The 18,620-nt window shown below is 31.1% G+C and carries 14 protein-coding genes; 8 read left to right on the forward strand and 6 right to left on the reverse strand.

All coding sequences use genetic code 11. The annotated features are described in order from the left end of the window. The first annotated feature begins 39 nt into the window (after positions 1–39). From topA to M9Q43_RS11455, 7 genes are all read left to right on the forward strand, one after another. A complete protein-coding gene (topA, locus tag M9Q43_RS11425) occupies positions 40–2,541 on the forward strand; it encodes a type I DNA topoisomerase (RefSeq protein ID WP_262319028.1) in 2,502 nt (833 codons plus the stop codon). A 3-nt stretch (positions 2,542–2,544) separates the two neighbouring features. After that, positions 2,545–3,693: a formimidoylglutamase gene (locus M9Q43_RS11430; protein ID WP_262319029.1), complete on the forward strand. Its 1,149-nt coding sequence runs from the start codon at positions 2,545–2,547 to the stop codon at positions 3,691–3,693. Between the two features lie 155 nt (positions 3,694–3,848). Then, entirely contained in the window at positions 3,849–5,213 is a 1,365-nt protein-coding gene (porK, locus tag M9Q43_RS11435) for a T9SS ring complex lipoprotein PorK/GldK (RefSeq protein WP_262319030.1), read from the forward strand. 51 nt (positions 5,214–5,264) lie between these two features. Further along, on the forward strand, positions 5,265–5,909 hold the full coding sequence (porL, locus tag M9Q43_RS11440; protein ID WP_262319031.1) for a type IX secretion system motor protein PorL/GldL: 645 nt from the start codon (positions 5,265–5,267) through the stop codon (positions 5,907–5,909). A gap of 50 nt (positions 5,910–5,959) precedes the next feature. Continuing rightward, positions 5,960–7,486: a type IX secretion system motor protein PorM/GldM gene (gene porM / locus M9Q43_RS11445; protein WP_262319032.1), complete on the forward strand. Its 1,527-nt coding sequence runs from the start codon at positions 5,960–5,962 to the stop codon at positions 7,484–7,486. A 39-nt stretch (positions 7,487–7,525) separates the two neighbouring features. Next, positions 7,526–8,458 (forward strand): type IX secretion system ring subunit PorN/GldN, encoded by a 933-nt coding sequence (gene porN, locus M9Q43_RS11450; protein WP_262319033.1) that lies wholly within the window; start codon positions 7,526–7,528, stop codon positions 8,456–8,458. A gap of 65 nt (positions 8,459–8,523) precedes the next feature. Beyond that, positions 8,524–9,576: an NAD(P)/FAD-dependent oxidoreductase gene (locus M9Q43_RS11455; protein ID WP_262319034.1), complete on the forward strand. Its 1,053-nt coding sequence runs from the start codon at positions 8,524–8,526 to the stop codon at positions 9,574–9,576. Between the two features lie 18 nt (positions 9,577–9,594). Here M9Q43_RS11455 and M9Q43_RS11460 read toward each other — a convergent pair whose 3' ends face one another. Beyond that, positions 9,595–10,008, reverse strand: a complete 414-nt coding sequence (locus M9Q43_RS11460; protein WP_133608096.1) for a DUF983 domain-containing protein — start codon at positions 10,006–10,008, stop codon at positions 9,595–9,597. 67 nt (positions 10,009–10,075) lie between these two features. On the opposite strand from M9Q43_RS11460, the gene M9Q43_RS11465 reads away from it, so the two are divergent. Further along, a complete protein-coding gene (locus tag M9Q43_RS11465) occupies positions 10,076–11,992 on the forward strand; it encodes an ABC-F family ATP-binding cassette domain-containing protein (protein ID WP_262319035.1) in 1,917 nt (638 codons plus the stop codon). Positions 11,993–12,171: 179 nt separating this feature from the next. Here M9Q43_RS11465 and M9Q43_RS11470 read toward each other — a convergent pair whose 3' ends face one another. The 5 genes from M9Q43_RS11470 to M9Q43_RS11490 form a co-directional block, all read right to left on the reverse strand. Then, positions 12,172–12,828, reverse strand: a complete 657-nt coding sequence (locus M9Q43_RS11470) for a response regulator (protein WP_262319036.1) — start codon at positions 12,826–12,828, stop codon at positions 12,172–12,174. A gap of 3 nt (positions 12,829–12,831) precedes the next feature. Next, positions 12,832–14,910 carry an OmpA family protein gene (locus tag M9Q43_RS11475; protein WP_262319037.1) on the reverse strand — a complete coding sequence of 693 codons (2,079 nt, stop codon included), beginning with the start codon at positions 14,908–14,910 and terminating at the stop codon, positions 12,832–12,834. Between the two features lie 77 nt (positions 14,911–14,987). After that, a complete protein-coding gene (locus M9Q43_RS11480) occupies positions 14,988–16,904 on the reverse strand; it encodes a tetratricopeptide repeat-containing sensor histidine kinase (RefSeq protein ID WP_262319038.1) in 1,917 nt (638 codons plus the stop codon). Between the two features lie 155 nt (positions 16,905–17,059). Beyond that, on the reverse strand, positions 17,060–17,536 hold the full coding sequence (locus M9Q43_RS11485) for a YbjN domain-containing protein (RefSeq protein ID WP_262319039.1): 477 nt from the start codon (positions 17,534–17,536) through the stop codon (positions 17,060–17,062). A gap of 81 nt (positions 17,537–17,617) precedes the next feature. Then, positions 17,618–18,568 (reverse strand): GSCFA domain-containing protein, encoded by a 951-nt coding sequence (locus tag M9Q43_RS11490; RefSeq protein WP_262319040.1) that lies wholly within the window; start codon positions 18,566–18,568, stop codon positions 17,618–17,620. Positions 18,569–18,620: the final 52 nt, after the last annotated feature.

The following is an 18,620-nucleotide window of genomic DNA, read 5'->3' on the forward strand; positions in this document are numbered from 1 at the left end:
AAAAAAAACCTATACTTTTGCGATTCAAAAAAATGTGAAATGGCAAAGAATTTAGTAATCGTTGAGTCACCAGCTAAGGCAAAAACCATCGAGAAATTTCTAGGAAGTGAGTATCAAGTAGAGTCAAGTTATGGACATATTGCCGACTTGCCTTCGAGAGAAATTGGTGTAGATGTAGAAAATGGTTTTAAACCTAAATATGAAGTTTCGGCGGATAAAAAAGCATTAGTGACCAAATTAAAAGGATTAGCTAAAAATGCCGAAATGGTTTGGTTGGCTTCCGATGAGGACCGTGAGGGAGAAGCAATTTCTTGGCACTTATCTGAAGAATTAAATTTAAAGCCAGAAAAAACAAAACGTATCGTTTTTCACGAAATTACGAAAACAGCAATTCAAAAAGCAATCGAAAATCCAAGAGGAATTGATTACAATTTAGTAAATGCACAACAAGCTCGTAGAGTTTTAGATAGATTAGTAGGTTATGAATTGTCGCCAGTACTTTGGAAAAAAGTAAAAGGTGGATTATCAGCTGGTCGTGTGCAATCAGTTTCTGTTCGTTTGATTGTTGAGAGAGAAAGAGAAATTCAAAATTTCAATCCAGAAGCTTCTTATAGTATTACAGCTGAATTCACTAATGAAGCTGGAAAAACATTCAAAGCAAAATTGCCTAAGAACTTCGCTACTAAAAAAGAAGCTGAAGATTTCTTAACTAAAAATATTGGTTCGTCTTACAAAGTTGGAGATTTAGAAACCAAACCCACAAAAAAATCACCAGCAGCACCTTTTACCACTTCAACGTTGCAACAAGAAGCAGCAAGAAAATTGTATTTGCCTGTTGGAATTACCATGCAAATTGCACAACGCTTGTACGAAGCCGGACTTATAACTTATATGAGAACGGATAGTGTAAACTTATCGCAAGAAGCAATGGCAGCCGCTCAAGCTGAAATTACAAGTTACTACGGAAAAGAATTTTCTAAACCGAGAAATTTCAATACCAAATCAAAAGGAGCTCAAGAAGCGCATGAGGCAATTCGTCCAACGGATATGTCACGTCATACGGTTGATATTGATAGAGACCAAGCACGTTTGTATGATTTAATTTGGAAAAGAACATTAGCGTCTCAAATGAGTGATGCTGAATTAGAAAGGACCAATGTAAAAATCGAAGCGAGCAATCATTCAGAAACCTTTACAGCAACTGGAGAAGTTATCAAATTTGAAGGTTTCTTAAAAGTGTATTTAGAAGGAAACGATGACGATGATGAAGAACAAGAAGGAATGTTACCAGCGTTAAAAGTAAACGAAAAACTTACTAATAATTATATTACGGCTACGGAGCGTTTTTCGCGTCCGCCAAGTCGTTATACCGAAGCTTCTTTGGTGAAAAAATTAGAAGAATTAGGAATTGGTCGTCCGTCTACGTATGCACCAACTATTTCTACGATTATTGCCAGAACCTATGTAGAAAAAGGAAGTTTCGAAGGGCAAGAACGAAAATACACGCAAATAGTATTAAAAAATAGCGAAGTAAAAGCGCAAGTTTTAACCGAAAATGTAGGTTCAGACAAAGGGAAGTTAGTTCCAACAGATATCGGAATTATTGTAAATGATTTCTTAGTAAAAAACTTCGGAACTATTTTAGATTATAATTTCACAGCAAAAGTAGAGCAAGATTTTGACGAAATTGCAGAAGGAAAAGTGGATTGGGCTAAAATGATGAATGATTTCTATAAGCATTTCCATCCAAATGTAGTTGATGTTGAAAAAAATGCGGATAGAGAAAGCGGTGAACGTATTTTAGGAGTGCATCCTGTTTCTGGAAAACAAGTTTCGGTTCGTTTAGGGAAATATGGAGCAATGGCTCAAATTGGAGATATTGACGAAGAAAATAAGCAATTTGCAAGTTTACGTCAAGACCAAAACATCGGAAACATCACGTTAGAAGAAGTATTGAATTTATTTTTACTTCCAAAACAATTAGGAACATACAAAGGAGAAGAAATAGAGGTAAATAATGGTCGTTTTGGTCCTTATGTGAAATTTGGTTCACAGTTTATTTCGTTGCCAAAAGGGATGGATCCGATGGATGTAACCATGGAAACTGCTCAAGGTTTAATTAATGAGAAAGTTCAGGCTGATGCACCAATTGGAACTTATGATGGCTTGCCAATTCAAAAAGGTGTTGGTCGTTTTGGTCCTTTTATCAAATGGAACGGTATGTTTATCAATGTGAATAAAAAGTATAATTTCGATAATTTATCTCAGTCAGATTTAAATGAGTTAATCGAAGAAAAACAACAAAAAGATATTGATAAAGTACTTCACGATTGGAAAGAAGAAGGTATCAAGGTAGAAAAAGCACGTTGGGGTCGTTCTGTAATTACAAAAGGAAAAATCAAAATTGAATTAAGTAAAGATGTTGATGCTTCTAAATTAACATTGGCGCAAGTTCAAGAAATGATTGAGAAGAAAGCTCCAGCTAAAAAAACGGCAGCTAAAAAAGCATCTGCAAAGAAAACAACTGCAAAAAAGAAATAGTAAATGGTTTTTGATTTTTTACAACCCGTTTCAGCTTCAGTTGAAGAATTTATTTCAAAATTATCTAATCAAACATTAGGTAAAAAAGTTGCGTTGCATACTCAAACGGATTTCCCTGTTTTAGAAAATGTTTCATTGGCTATTATTACGGTTAACGAAAATAGAGGAGCAAATAAAGTAAATGAAGATTTTGCTTTTGAAAATTTTAGAAAACAATTATATAGTTTATATCCAGGTAATTGGAATGTTTCTATTGCAGATTTAGGAAATATTGAAGCTGGAGCAAGTATTGAAGATACTTATTTTGTTGTAAAAAAACTTGTTGAAGAACTTGTTAAGAAAAAAATTACACCTATTATAATAGGAGGAAGCCAAGATTTAACATATGCAATGTATCGTGCGTATGATAATTTAGATCAAATGGTAAATTTAGTTGCTGTTGATAATCAATTTGATTTTGCCAAAGAAGATTCATTGGTTTCTAATTCGTATTTGTCAAAAATTATTGTTGAAGAACCAAATAATCTTTTCAATTACTCCAATTTAGGATATCAAACCTACTATAATTCACAAGAAGAGATTGATTTAATCGAAAAATTATATTTTGAAGCGTATCGTTTAGGAGAAGTTTCAAATAATATTGCAGTAGCTGAACCCGTTCTAAGAGATGCGGATTTAGTAATTATAGATGTCTCGGCTGTACAATCAGCTTTTTCTGGAAATTTCTTACAATTTAGTCCAAATGGCTTCAATGGAAAAGAAATTTGTGCTTTAACACGTTATGCTGGAATCAGTGATAAAGTTTCATCATTAGGAATTTTTAATTTTAACGAAACTGTTCAAGAGAATATTTTAATTGCACAAATGATTTGGTACTTTATAGAAGGCTATAGCTTTCGTTCTAATGAATATCCATTTGGAACAAAAGACAGTTATATTAAATATATTGTGCCAATTGAAGATGAAGAATTAGTATTTTATAAGAGCGATAAAACAGCTCGTTGGTGGATAGAAATACCTTTTTTGACAAATGTTAATAATAAATTAAAAAGAAATACGTTATTACCTTGCACAAATGAAGATTATTTAGCAGCTTGCGAGCAAGAAATACCCGAAAGATGGTGGAAAGCTCAAAGACGAAATGTATTGTAAATCAGTTTGTTTTCAAGTGCTAAAGCGTTTAATTGTGTAGGAGTAATATTAAATTTCAATATTTTTTGTACGTTTTTTAAAAAAAAATTGTTTTTTTCAAAATTATTGAATAGGTTTACGCCCTTAAAAAGAAGTTACATTTAACCCAAATTTATATGAAGAAGTTTGTTGCATTTTCAGCAATTTTGTCATTATTTATCAGTTGTGGTAAAGGCGATAAAGGAGAAGTAGTAGGAGTTAAAGGAAGAAAATGGCACCCAGAGAAGCCTTATGGGATGACATTAGTTCCTGGAGGAGCCTTTATTATGGGTAAATCAGATGATGATTTAGCTAATATTCAGGACGCACCTACTAAAACAGTTACTGTTCGTTCATTTTATATGGATGAAACAGAAATCACGAACAGTGAGTATCGTCAATTTGTTGAATGGGTAAAAGACTCAACAATAATGACTCGTTTAGCTATTTTAGCAGACGAACAAGGTAAAAAACCTGGTGATGGTATTGGTGATTTTGCCTTTGCTGATGTTGATCCAGCAAAAATGACTCCTTATGATAAATATATGTATGAAAATTATTACAGTCTTGGTACTGATGATGATATTTATGCAGGGAGAAAATTGAACAGAAAAGTAAAATTGATAAAAGAACCTTCTAAATATCCTGATGAGTTTTATGTAGAAGTAATGGATTCAATGTATTTACCTGAATCTGAATCATATAATGGTTTAAAGACTATCGATGCTTCTAAATTAAAATTCAAATACAATCAAGTTGATTTAAATAAAGCAGTAAAGAAAAAAGGTCGTAAAAACTTCTATGAAGATGCGCCGCCAATTGAAATTTATCCTGATACAACAGCTTGGATTAAAGATTTCGCATACTCTTACAATGAGCCAATGCATAATGATTATTTTTGGCATCAAGCTTATGGAGATTATCCAGTAGTGGGTGTGTCTTGGAATCAAGCTAAAGCATTTTGTGCTTGGAGAACAATGTATAAAAACGCATACGTTAAAAAGAAAAAAGGAAGAGACCAAGTAAATTCATTCCGTTTACCTACTGAAGCAGAATGGGAATATGCTGCAAGAGGTGGTATTTCTGGAGCAACTTATCCATGGGGAGGTCCTTATGCTAAAAATGACAGGGGTTGTTTCATGGCTAACTTTAAACCTAATAGAGGAGATTATGCAGCAGATGGTGCTTTATATACTGTAGAAGCAAAATCATATGAGCCTAATGAGTATAACCTATACAATATGGCGGGTAACGTTTCTGAGTGGACAGAGTCATCTTACTTCGCAGAAGCTTATGAATTCGTTTCAACTATGAATCCTCATGTAGCAGACAAATCAAACCAACGTAAAGTTGTTCGTGGAGGTTCTTGGAAAGATGTAGGTTACATGTTACAAGTTTCAACGCGTGATTTCGAATATGCTGATTCAGCTAGAAGTTACATTGGATTCAGAACTGTTCAAGATTATATGGGAACAGCTTCAACTGGAAACAGACCAAAATAGTATTTAACCAATTTTTATATAATTAACTTAACTAACTAAAATTTATTTATTATGGCATTATTATCACCAAAAGTTATGAACTTCGCCTATGGTATGGGAGCAGCGATTGTTATTATTGGAGCATTATTTAAAATTGCTCACTTTGAAATTGGACCTTTAACAGGTACTGTGATGTTAACTATTGGGCTTGTAACGGAAGCATTAATTTTTGCAATTTCTGCTTTTGAAGAACCAGCTAAAGAATTAGATTGGGCATTGGTTTATCCTGAATTAGCAGGTGGTGAAGCTACACCAAAAAAAGCTAAAGCTGAAAACCCAGCTGAAGCACAAGGATTATTATCTCAAAAATTAGATAATATGTTAAAAGAAGCTAAAATTGATGGAGAATTAATGGCTAGCTTAGGAAATAGTATTAAAAACTTCGAAGGTGCTGCTAAATCAATTTCTCCAACTGTTGATGCTATGGCCGGTCAAAAGAAATATGCTGAAGAAATGTCTACAGCTGCAGCGCAAATGGAAGCTTTAAATAACTTATATAAATTACAATTAGATAGCGCTTCTAGAAACGCAGCTGCAAATCAAGAAATTGCTGACAATGCGGCTAAATTGAAAGAGCAAATGCAATCTATGACTTCTAATATTGCATCTTTAAATGCGGTTTATGGAGGTATGCTTTCTGCTATGAGTAACAGATAATTAGTTTTATCAAATAAAGAATTATTAATTAAAACTAATTTAAAGAAAAAATGGCAGGAGGAAAATTAACCCCTAGACAGAAGATGATCAACCTAATGTATTTGGTTTTCATCGCAATGTTGGCAATGAATATGTCAAAAGAAGTGCTTTCGGCTTTCGGATTGATGAACGAAAAGTTTGAGGCATCAAACTCTTCTTCAGCTAAATCTAATGAGCAAAGTTTGGCTGCTTTGGATTTAAAAGCAGCAGAATCAAAAGGAGAATTTATTAAAGCTTCTGAAACTGCTCATAAAGTTTTTGATGCAAGTAAAAAGTTCTATAATTTCCTTGAAACATTAAAAGCTGAGAATTTAAAAGGGACAGAGCCTGAAGATGGTAAATTACCATATGAAGCGATGGATAAAGCTGATAATTTAGATCACAGTTGGTTTACTGGAGATGGTTATACCAAGAGAGGTAATGATGTTATGGCTGCAATCGAGGCATATAAATCTGAAATGAAAGTTGCCTTAAGTGACCCTAAATATGCTACTATTTTGAAGCAAGTTAATGATGCTTTTAATACAGCTGATGTTAAAAATAAGGAAGGTGTAAGTGTTAAATTTTTAGATTATCATTTTAAAGGTTTTCCTCAAATTGCTTCTCTTGCAAAATTGTCAGCATGGCAGAGCGATGTTAGAAAAATAGAAACAGATGTAATAAACTCAGCATTAGGTAAAGCGGCCGTTGATGAATCTTCTTACAGTAAATTTGAAGCGATTGTAGTTTTAGAAAAAAATGCTTATTTTTCTGGAGAGCAAGTTAAAGGTAAAGTTGTTTTAGGAAAGTATGATCCTAATGCTAAATTCGAAGGTTTTGTTGGGCCTGGTAGACTTGAAAATGGTCAAGCTGTAATTTCTACTACTGCAGGTGGTATTGGTGAACAGAACTTATCAGGTTCTTTTAATTTTAAAGAAAATGGAAAACCTATTAATCTACCTTTTAAAGGTTCTTATGTAGTTGTTCCACGTCCTAACCAAGCAATTATTTCTGCTGATAAAATGAATGTTGTTTATCGTGGAGTTCCTAACCCTATTTCAATTTCTGTTCCTGGTATTGCTTCTAACAAAGTTAATGCAAGTGCTCCAGGAATGTCAAAAGTAGGTGATGGTAAATTCATGCTAAAACCAGGTTCAGGTAGTGAAGTAAAAATTAATGTGACTGCTACAATGCCTGATGGTAAAGCAATGTCAAGTGCTCAAGTATTTAGAATTAAAGGTTTACCTGCTCCAACTGGTAAGGTTGGTGGTTCTGAAAAGAATTCTGGACCTAAAAATAACCTTGAGGTTTGTACAGTTACTGCAACGATGGAAGATTTCGATTTTCCAGTAAACGTAAATGTAACACAATTCAACATTAAAGTACCTGGTCAACCTACAATTGTTGTGTCTGGTAATAAAATGGACTCAAGAGCTAGAGCCGCTATAGCAAAAGCTTCAAGAGGTGATATTGTTATCATTTCTGAGATCAAAGCAAGTTTCCAAGGTATTGATCAGGTTGCAAAACGTGTATCGCCTTGTACTTACGAAATAAAATAAAAAATTATATTTTGCGTTTATAAAGTAAACCAAATTAAAATGAATAAGATGAATTGGAGAAATAGTATTGCAATTTTAGCATTAGGTTTAAGTTCAACTTTTACTTTTGCTCAGTCTAATCTTTTAAATGCTAAAACGCCTGATCAAATCGGGAAGAAAACGGAAGCAGAATTAAGTGCAGACAATGACAAACCTTTACCTTACGGTTATGTTCATGATAGAGATATCTTGATGGGTAAGCGTATGTGGGAAATCATCGATTTAGATGAAAGAGTTAACTTTCCACTTTATTTTCCTGTAGATGGTGATGTTATGTCTTCTCCAGATAGAAGACCATTGTACAATGTTTTGGTTTCTGCTATCAAAGAAGGTAAGATTTCTGAGGTATACGATTCAAGTTATTTTACAACTAAAAAGACTTTGAAAGATATTGAAGCTTCTTTATTCAAAATTGACACTTCAGATGTTGGTAGAGAACAAATGAATGAGGATATTGATGCTTACAGAAAGGGAACTAAAAAGATTTCTGAAGAGTATATCAGAAAAACTGAAATTCAAGCTTATGATGTAGATGCCTATAAGGTTGTTGGATATTGGTATTTTGATAAACGCCAAGGAGAGTTAAAATATCGTATGTTAGGAATTTGCCCTGTTGTACCAGACGTTTATACGATGGGTGATGATAGTGCACAAAAAGAATACATTGAATTATTTTGGGTTTATTTTCCATCTTCAAGAGATGTTCTTCATGCTGCAAAAGCATTCAACAACAGAAACTCTGCAATGTCATTTACATTTGATCATTTGTTAAATGCAAGACGTTTCAGTGGTGTAGTTTATTTAGAAGAAAATGTGTATGGAGATCGTTTAATCAAAGATTATATGAAAGAAAATGCACAAATGCAATTACTAGAATCTGAGCGCGTAAAAGAAAAAATTCGTGACTTCGAACAAGATATGTGGAATTATTAATAATATTTCTCCAATTTCATTTAAAAAAACTCTTACCATTGGTAAGAGTTTTTTAATTTTACAGCATGATAGATTTTATAATCGTAGGAAATGGTTTAGCCGGTATTTCATTTGCGGAAATAGCTTTGCAAAGCAATAAATCAATTTTTGTTTTTGATAATAATTCGCAACCTTCATCACGTGTGGCCGGAGGATTATATAATCCTGTGGTGTTAAAACGTTTCAGTGAAGTTTGGAAAGCAAAGGAACAAATTGATTTTGCTTTTCCTTTGTATCATAAAATTCAATCAAAGTTGAATGTCGTTTTCGATTTTGAATTGCCAATACTTCGTAAATTATATTCATTTGAAGAACAAAACAATTGGTTCCAAGCTGCTGATAAACCAAATTTAGCCCCTTTTTTAGATGCTAAATTAGTTAAAAGTTCTTATGAAAGCATTCAATCTCCATTTCACTATGGAAAAGTGAATAATACCGGTTATTTAGAAATTTCAACTTTGATTGAAGCCTATTCTAATTATCTGAAATCACTAAATAGTTTTTCAAATGAAGGTTTCAATTATAATGAAATTGAATTTTTAGATAATGGTATCCAATATAAAAACATTAAAGCTAAGCACATCATCTTTGCCGAAGGTTTTGGATTACACGCTAATCCTTATTTTAATGATTTGCCATTAGATGGTACAAAAGGCGAATTGCTAATCATCAAAGCTCCTAATTTAGATTTGGATGTCGTGATAAAGTCAAGTGTGTTTATACTTCCAATTGGTAACGATTTGTATAAAGTAGGAGCTACTTATGATTGGAAAGACAAAACAAATACTCCAACTGAGGAAGGAAAACAAGAGTTGGTTGACAAGTTAAAAGAAATTATTTCTTGTGATTTTGAAATTGTAAAGCACTTTGGTGGCGTGAGACCTACAGTTAAGGACAGAAGACCATTAGTTGGAACGCATCCTGAGTTCAAACAGCTACATGTATTAAATGGCTTAGGAACACGAGGTGTAATGCTTGGGCCCTATTTGGCCAATCAATTATTTCAGCATATTGAAAACAATATTCCCTTGGAAAAAGAAATAGATATAATAAGATGTTATAAAAAAAACCGAAACTAATTTGTTTCGGTTTTTTGTTTATCTAAGTGTGGCTTTCTTTTCGCCTTTATGTTGTTTCCAATCCTTGTCGTAACTCATAAACATATTGATCCATATGTTTCTTGATAATCTCATGATTACGGGCATAAAAACAATTAGAGTAATGATTATAGCAATAAAATTGTTTACCAAATTCTTTTCTCCAACAAAGAAATAGGTGATGATAAAAGCCGCTACGCCAAATGCAATTCCTAAGGCATAACTCACATACATAGCGCCATAAAAAAATGAAGGTTCAATTTTATATTTGGTTCCACAATGGCTACAATTTTCGTGCATTTTGTACACATTTAGAACATTATACGGATTTTTGTCTAAATACATGCTTTCTTCATTGCAAGTTGGACAACTTCCTGTTAAAATGCTATTTAATTTGGATCCTTTTTTTAACATTTGCAAAATATTTTACACAAAGGTACAATAACTAACTATTCCTAGTGTAACAATTGTAACATTCAATATGCTAAACATACATAATTTATCGGTTTCATTTGGTGGAACATATCTTTTTGAAGAAGTAACTTTTAGATTGGGTTCTGGCGATAGAGTTGGACTTGTCGGAAAAAATGGTGCTGGAAAATCAACCATGTTGAAAATTTTAGCCAAAGATTTTGCTCCAGATTTAGGTCAAATTGCGACAGAAAAGGAAGTGAAAATGGGTTTTCTTCGTCAGGATATCGATTTTGTAAAAGGAAGAACCGTTTTGGAAGAAGCATACCAAGCTTTTGAAGAAATCAAACGTGCTGAATTCCGAATTGATGAAATCAATCATCAATTAGTTACTAGAACCGATTATGAAAGTCAAGAATATTCGGATTTGATTGAAGAATTGAGTGATGTTACGCATCATTATGAAGTTCTTGGAGGATATAACTATGTTGGAGATACTGAGAAAATCCTTTTAGGTCTTGGATTTAAAAGAGAAGATTTTGACAATCAAACTGATACTTTTTCAGGAGGATGGAGAATGCGTATTGAATTAGCAAAATTATTATTGCAATCCAATGATATTTTACTTTTAGATGAGCCTACGAATCACTTGGATATTGAAAGTATCATTTGGTTAGAAGGTTTTCTACGAAATTTCCCAGGCGTAGTCGTAATTGTTTCTCACGATAAAATGTTTTTAGATAATGTGACGAATCGTACTATCGAAATTTCATTAGGTAAAGCTTACGATTTCAACAAACCATATTCTGAATATTTAGTATTGCGTCAGGAAATTCGCGAAAAGCAATTGGCAACGCAAAAAAATCAAGCTAAGAAAATTGAAGAGACTGAAAAGTTAATTGAAAAGTTTAGAGCAAAAGCTTCTAAAGCATCGATGGCGCAATCTTTGATTAAAAAATTAGATAAAGTAGAACGAATTGAAGTGGATGAAGACGACAATTCGGTAATGAACATTTCGTTTCCAGTTTCGCAAACTCCAGGAAGAGTAGTTATAGAAGCAGAACATGTTACCAAAGCCTATGGTGATAAAACCATTTTAAAAGACATTTCACTTTTAGTAGAAAGAGGAAGTAAAGTAGCTTTCGTTGGTCAAAATGGCCAAGGAAAATCAACGTTTATGAAAGCAATCGTAAACGAATTTGAGTACGAAGGTTCTATTAAATTAGGTCATAACGTGCAATTGGGATATTTTGCTCAAAATCAAGCGGAATATTTAGATGGCGAAATTACGCTACTACAAACTATGGAAGAAGCTGCAACAGATACTAACCGTTCTAAAGTTCGCGATATGTTGGGTTCGTTTTTATTCCGTGGTGATGATGTGGAGAAAAAAGTAAAAGTACTTTCGGGTGGTGAAAGAAATCGTTTGGCACTTTGTAAATTGCTTTTACAACCGATAAACGTTTTGGTAATGGACGAACCAACCAATCACTTGGATATTAAGTCTAAAAACGTTTTAAAAGCCGCTTTAAAGCAGTTTGAAGGAACTTTGTTGTTGGTATCTCACGACCGTGATTTCTTGCAAGGGATGTCAAATATTGTGTACGAATTCAAAGATCAGAAAATCAGAGAATATTTAGGCGATATCAATTTCTTCTTAGAGCAAAAAAATGCCATGAATATGCGTGAAATTGAAAAGAAAGAGGTGGTTTCCAATGCAAACACAAATAAAGCAGTTAAAAACATTTCTTACGAAGACCAAAAGAAAGCCAAATCATTACAGAACAGATTGAGCAAAATTGAAAGTCAAATTCAGCAATTAGAAAAAGATATTCAATTAGACGATAAAGCATTAGCATCAAATTACGACAAACATATTGAAGATGCTACGTTTTTTGCAGCATACGAAAAAAAGAAAAAAGAGTTGGAACAATTATTAGAAGATTGGGAAAACGTGCAATTAGAAATTGAAGAGTTAAATAGTTAATTACAAAATAATAAATTATAACAATTCAAAAACAAGCAAGCAATCGCAATGATTATTATGATTATTGCGATTTTATTTTTTCTAAAATATTTTAAGTAGACTAACTTCATATTTTGAATTATTTATTGGGTAAATATCAAGTTATTTAGTTTTTGTTGAAATACGCTTTTTGTCGTATTCTATATTAGATTGTTTCTTTTGGCTTTTTGGACAGCCTCTAATTTATTGTGAACTTGTAGTTTGGTATAAATGTTTTCGATATGCTTTCTTACAGTTGAAGGTGATAAAAATAAATTTTCGGCAATAATGGTATAACTTAAACCTTGTGCTAATTGTTCTAATACGTCAATCTCTCTTGGAGATAATTTAATAATTTCTTCTTCTTTTTTGTTGTTTAAATCAATAGGGTTTCGAAGTAATTTAAGTGTTTTAAGCGCTATTGAAGGATTCATTGCCGCTCCACCATTTAATGTTTCAATTATTCCATTATATAGGTTTTTTGGTTCTACTTCTTTTAATAAATAACCATCAGCACCAGCTTTTATAGCACTAAAAATATTTTCATCGTTATCAAAAACCGTTAACATTATTACTTTTATATGTGGATATTTTTGTTTTACAATTTCTGTTGCTTCAATGCCGTTTAAAATAGGCATGTCAATATCCATTAAAATAACGTCTATGTTGTGATTTGTGTCAATTTTTGTTAATAATTCAGCACCATTTAAAGCAGTAGACTTGATTTTTATATCTTCAAAAAAAGATAGTTTTTCTTGTATTGCTTTAATGAGAAATGTATTGTCGTCTACTATTATGGTGTTGATTTTTTTTGACATTTTTTACATTTCTAAAATTATAAATTCAACTCTTCTGTTTTGTTGCTTGCCTTCTTCGGTGTCATTTTTTGCAATAAATTTTGATTCACCATAACCTTTTGCAGATAATCGATTTTGATTAATTCCTTTTTTAATCAAATAATTCATTACTGCATTTGCTCTATTGTTTGATAAAGTTACGTTATTTTCGTCAGAACCCACTGCATCTGTATGTCCTCCAATTTCAATAACTGTGTTTTTGTTTTCTGATAAGATAGTATAAAGCCTGTCTAATTCAGCAAAAGATTCGTTTAATAAGGTGTATTTTCCAGAATCAAAGAAAATATTATTTAATCGAATTGTTTGTCCTTTTTCGATTGGGTTTAGGTACAAATCCACCGTAATTTCTTTATATTCTTTTAAGTTTGATAAGTCTACATTTTCTGTTACTGCATAATACCCTTTTTTTTCGGACATAAAACTATAAGTTGTTCCATAAGGTAAAACAATTTTATAGCTCCCAGTTTTAGGATCAGAAATGGCAGTTCCTAATTCTTTGTTTGTTTTTAAATCGTTATAGATAACAGGAGCACTTAAAGTAGTTTTTGTTTTAGCATCATAAATTTTTCCTTTTACAAGTACAACAGGATCTTGTTTTACAGTATTTGCAATTTCCCAAATGTCTTTGTCTCTTGAGATAAAGGCTTTATCACCTTTTGCAGCAAGAAAAATACTTAACTCAGTTCCTGGTGTGTTGATGACTTTTCCTAAATTTTGTGGTGTTGTCCAATTGGTCCACGTATCGTCTAAACGTTTTGAAACAAATAAGTCAAAACCACCATATCCGTTATGTCCTCTACTTGCAAAATAAAGCGTTTTTCCGTCAGCAGCTAAAAAAGGATTCGCTTCTTCGTCAAAAGTATTGATAACATTTCCTAAGTTTTTTGCTTTGGTCCAAGTATTGTCTTCTTTTAGAAAACTAACATAAAGATCTTTTACACCATAACCTTCTGGTCTTTCAACAGATTGTAACAAGTGTTTGTTGTCTGAAGCCAAATAAAAACCTACAAATTCGTTGGTGTTTACAAAATCTTCAATTATAACGTCTGTTGGAATTTCCCAGCCATTTGAAGTTTTTATGGATAGCGAAACTCCGTTTCCATTTGTTGACCCATCATTTTTTTTGTAACGATTTCCTAATAATACAGAATTATTATCTGGCGAAGTTGAAATTACAAAGTTATAGCCATCATTGTTAATTGGTTTTCCCATGTTTTTTAATGGAGTCCAATTGCCATTAGCATCTTTTGTAGTATACCAAACATCATCTTTAGGGCTATCAACGTTTTGTGGGCAGTTTTTTCTATCTACATATAAAATTGTTCCGTCAGCAGAAATTACTGGATTAGTTTCTTCATATTCTTTAGATGAAACAAATTCTGGGAGTTTTGTAATTGTTAAATTGGGATCAAATGTTTCAACTACATTGATTGTTTTTTCAAATTTTGTAACTTTTATATTCTCAATTTCAATTTTCATTTTTGCATCAAGAATAAACCCAAATTTTGAACCAAAATAACTATGATCTCCGCTTTGATTTACAAGAACATCGTTGATGTAGAATTTTACAATATTTGCTCTTTTTATGATTTTTAATTTGTTTGAACCGTTATAGCCTTTAATTGATTTTTCAACTTTCCATTTTTTATTGTATGTAAAATTGCTGTTATAATATTCATACAATTGGTTTTGTTTATCGGGAGTAATTTGTGCAACTCTGTAGTATGAATTATCGTTATAGCAAGACCAAACTAATCCATAAGAATTAAAATCTTTTTCTGATTTTAATACAGACATTGTTGTTTCAATATCGAAATCATTTTGGTCGGCATTAAAATTCAAATTATACAAATGCCATTTTGTTTTTGTTGGATCATTATTTTCAATTATTAGCTTTCCGTTTTTTAGGTAGGAAACATAATTTTCGTTGTTTGATGTCCATTTGTTTTTATCATCATCAAAATTATCTTCAAAAATAATTTCTTGAGAAACAGCAGTTGTAGTAATAAGTAAAATACTTAAAAAATGTAAAAATTTTATCATCGGGAATGTTTTTATACTAATGTCAAAATTGCTTTTTATTTTGTTATGAAACTATACGTCAAATGCCGTATTTAACATTAAAATGTTACTTTTATTTTTGTGCCTTGTTCTAAAGATTCGATTTTTAGTTCGCCTTTTAGATCAAAAGCTCTTTTTTTGATAGAGTTTAAACCATTTCCAATTTCTATTTTTTCCATTGAAAATCCTGTTCCGTTATCAACTATTTCTAATATGATTTTGTTGTTTTTTTCTTCAAATGACACATAAATTTGTGATGCTTTTGCATGTTTTATGGCGTTATTTATTGCTTCTTGTGTAATTCTATAAATATTCATTCCAGCTTTTGAACTAAATGATTTATCTAAACTACAATTGAATTTAAAACTAAAGTTGATTCCATTTTGTGAAATCTGAGCATTTTCAATAAAGTTAGAAATTCGCGTTTTTAGATCTTCAATAGTAATTTCTTCTTTATTCATTGCCCAAATCGTATCTCTAAGTTCATAGATTGTTTCTTTAGTAAATGCACTAATTTTATTTAGTTTGCTTTCTAAAATGGTATTGTTTTCGGCAAAAGCATACTTTAACGAATCTATAGAAGAAATTATAAATGTGAGTTGAGCACCAATATTGTCATGCAAATCTCTTGAAATTTCAAGACGTTGTTCTTGCAATCTATTTTGAGTTTCAATTTTTAATAACGCATCTTTAAGTTCATTTTCTTTTTTAAGTTGAATCGTTTTGTTTTTTTGTGAATTATAGAAAATGTAACCAATTAGTATACTTAATAATAGTAATGAAATTATACTGATGATGATAGTGTTTTTTTCTGCGAGTTTTGCTTTTTGTAATAAAATTTCGCGTTCTTTTTTTTCTGTTTGATATTTTACTTCAATTTCTTGAGATGCTTTTAAAGTTTCAGATTTATATATTGAAGATAGTATTTCGTTATACTTTTTTTGATAAAAATTTAGACTGTCTTTGTTTTTTTCTGCGGCATAAATGTAGGATAAACCTAAGTAAATATCCTTTAGTTTTTCTTTTGCGATAATTTTTTCAAATACTTTTTTTACATTTAAGTATCTTCTTTTTGCTCCAGAAAAATCTCCAATTTTTAATTGATTGTTTGCTAACGATAATTTTGAGCTTTCTAAGTCGGCATCTAAACCTAATTTTTCTCTTATTGAGATAGATTGCTCAATTGATTTTACCGCTAAATCGAATTTGTTTTGAGCAGTATAAATACTTCCAATATTATTATAGCCTGAAGCAAGAGTTGAAAGATTGTTAGCTTGCAAAGCATATTCGATGGTTTTGTTATACGAATTAATTGCTCCAGTAGTATCTTTCAAAGCTAACTGCACATTTCCTAAGTTTAAAGTTGTGTTTGAAAGTTGAAAAAAATCTTTTTGCTTTTTGTAATACGATATCGCTTTTTCAAAATATTTCAGGGCTTTTTTGTGATTTCCCATTAAAAAATAAGTTGAACCAATATTAGATTCTAGGTTAATAAAAACGGCACTATCATTTACTTTTTCATAATATTTGTGTGATTTGGTATAATAATACATCGTACTATCATATTTACCTTGCTTATTGAACGCATTCCCTTTTTTAAAATATAGGGAAGCTACTCCTTTTTCATCTTTATTTTTTTGTCTAATTTTTAAAGATTGATTACAATACTCTAGTGATTTTGTGTAATTTCCTTTTACAAAAGTTGCTGTAGCCAAATCGTTTAAAGCTTGTGCAATCAAAGTTTCATCTTTAGATTTTTTTGCTAATTGCAATGCTATTTCTCCATAATGTAAAGAAGAATCAATTTCAATTTGTGCATAATACCAAGACAAATCTGCCGAAAGTTTTGATTTTAATTTTATATTTTTCTCCTTATTAAATTTTGCTTTGGTTTCTAGTATTAATGAGTTAATATCTTGTGAATAGCCTAATATACTTATACTTATTAATAACAGAGAAAATAGCTGCTTTTTCATATTTGATTAATTATAGTTATATGAAATGGATTGATTGTTTGAAAAATATTTCGATATTTCAAATATAATAATAATCCCCTAAATTATTGTAAACTATGAATCTGCATCGTAATTGTAACAGATTCATAGTTAAATTCACTATAATTTAAAAAAAATTACATGATTAGTTTTGCTGTATCCACTTGTAGTGATAAATCAAGTGCTAATTTATAAAGGCGTAATGAACCAATTAATGATTTTTGTGTAAATCCACCTTCCGTCCAGAAGTAATAGTAAAATGTGATTGTATTTGAACTTTCTGTATAAAAAGTTTTAACTAATGCAACATCGGTATTTAATTTGTTAATCAATTCTAAAGCATCTTTTTTAGAAGTTCCATTTACAAGTTTATATGTATTGCTGATTAAAATATATCTTTTGTCTTTGTCTATATCCAAATACGTTTTATACGTATTTTTGATTACGATATAATTTTCGGTTGTTTCTAATACATCAATAAATGCATTATTAAAAGTTTCTTTTAACAAATTAGTGTTTAATTCATTTGTTTCAATTATTCTTTGCGCAGTTGAATGTAAACTAAAGAATAAGATAAAAAGATAAAATAGTTTTGATGGTTTTAAATTTTTCATGATTTTGATTTTTAGGTTTTACAATGAAACAAAATTGAAAAATTTATGATTTTTATGAAATAAGGCAATTGCCCTATTTTACTAAAATTTAATAAAAGGATATTGATTTTTAATTAATTGCATTTTTTGAGTTAGACCATCTATAAACTTTTGATGGCTCTCCGTGTTTGGATTAAAAGGTCGATGATTTAACCCTTTTTGAATCGTACAAATTTCATTCATCAAACCAAATTCTGATTCCGAAATGTAATTTTGAAAGAATTGGATCCAAATATAATCAATAGCAGTTTGATTCGGATGCAACATGTCTTCACCATAAAAACGATAATCACGCAATTCATCCATCATTATTTCATATGCTGGAAAATAGGTATTGGGTAATGGGTGATGATTAATTATTTTGTGTATTGCTGAAATCAAATGCGCTTTACTCAGCGTATTTTCAATAAATCCATCTTTAATATGACGAACAGGAGAAACAGTAAAAATAAATTTGCAATTTGGGTTAACTGAATGTACTAAAGAAATAATATTTTCTATACTTTCATCAATCTGATGAATCGTTAATAATTCTTTTATAAACTGCTTTTGCGACACTTTATGACAATTGGCAACAATTTCGTTTGATTCTATATTTCGATACACCCACGACGTTCCTAATGTGATGATGATGTGAGTTGAATCGTTTAATTGTTGGTGTGTTACATCGATTAATTCGTTTAAAGAATTCAGAAAAGTGTTTTTATCCAAATTTGAGAGTTCAGAATGCACTTCAAAACAATGCCACAACTCGTTATGAAAGAAAATATCGTTTTCTGTAAATTGTCTATTTTCAACACAACGACGAATTAATTTTTCTAATGAAACCGGATTAAAAATAACTCCAAACGGATTTACTATCGTTTGAAACTTAAAATAGTCAAACTTCTCACCCATATTTTCAGCAAAACAGGAACCTAATAAAACTATATTAGAAGAATAGTCTATCGGGAAATTATTTTTTTGAATTGGAATTTTAGTGGTAAAGTTCATCTTTAATATTTCAATGATATTCAAAGGTAGTAATAAAAAAGAAATCCCGATA

Origin of the sequence: Flavobacterium odoriferum, assembly GCF_025499515.1 — a bacterium.
Taxonomy (GTDB): Bacteria; Bacteroidota; Bacteroidia; order Flavobacteriales; family Flavobacteriaceae; genus Flavobacterium; species Flavobacterium odoriferum.

Bases quoted from the DNA above. Each gene is read 5' to 3' on its own strand.
- topA (WP_262319028.1), top strand. From the start codon at position 40: ATGGCAAAGAATTTAGTAATCGTTGAGTCACCAGCTAAGGCAAAAACC.
- M9Q43_RS11430 (WP_262319029.1), top strand. From the start codon at position 2,545: ATGGTTTTTGATTTTTTACAACCCGTTTCAGCTTCAGTTGAAGAATTT.
- porK (WP_262319030.1), top strand. From the start codon at position 3,849: ATGAAGAAGTTTGTTGCATTTTCAGCAATTTTGTCATTATTTATCAGT.
- porL (WP_262319031.1), top strand. From the start codon at position 5,265: ATGGCATTATTATCACCAAAAGTTATGAACTTCGCCTATGGTATGGGA.
- porM (WP_262319032.1), top strand. From the start codon at position 5,960: ATGGCAGGAGGAAAATTAACCCCTAGACAGAAGATGATCAACCTAATG.
- porN (WP_262319033.1), top strand. From the start codon at position 7,526: ATGAATAAGATGAATTGGAGAAATAGTATTGCAATTTTAGCATTAGGT.
- M9Q43_RS11455 (WP_262319034.1), top strand. From the start codon at position 8,524: ATGATAGATTTTATAATCGTAGGAAATGGTTTAGCCGGTATTTCATTT.
- M9Q43_RS11460 (WP_133608096.1), bottom strand. From the start codon at position 10,008: ATGTTAAAAAAAGGATCCAAATTAAATAGCATTTTAACAGGAAGTTGT.
- M9Q43_RS11465 (WP_262319035.1), top strand. From the start codon at position 10,076: ATGCTAAACATACATAATTTATCGGTTTCATTTGGTGGAACATATCTT.
- M9Q43_RS11470 (WP_262319036.1), bottom strand. From the start codon at position 12,828: ATGTCAAAAAAAATCAACACCATAATAGTAGACGACAATACATTTCTC.
- M9Q43_RS11475 (WP_262319037.1), bottom strand. From the start codon at position 14,910: ATGATAAAATTTTTACATTTTTTAAGTATTTTACTTATTACTACAACT.
- M9Q43_RS11480 (WP_262319038.1), bottom strand. From the start codon at position 16,904: ATGAAAAAGCAGCTATTTTCTCTGTTATTAATAAGTATAAGTATATTA.
- M9Q43_RS11485 (WP_262319039.1), bottom strand. From the start codon at position 17,536: ATGAAAAATTTAAAACCATCAAAACTATTTTATCTTTTTATCTTATTC.
- M9Q43_RS11490 (WP_262319040.1), bottom strand. From the start codon at position 18,568: ATGAACTTTACCACTAAAATTCCAATTCAAAAAAATAATTTCCCGATA.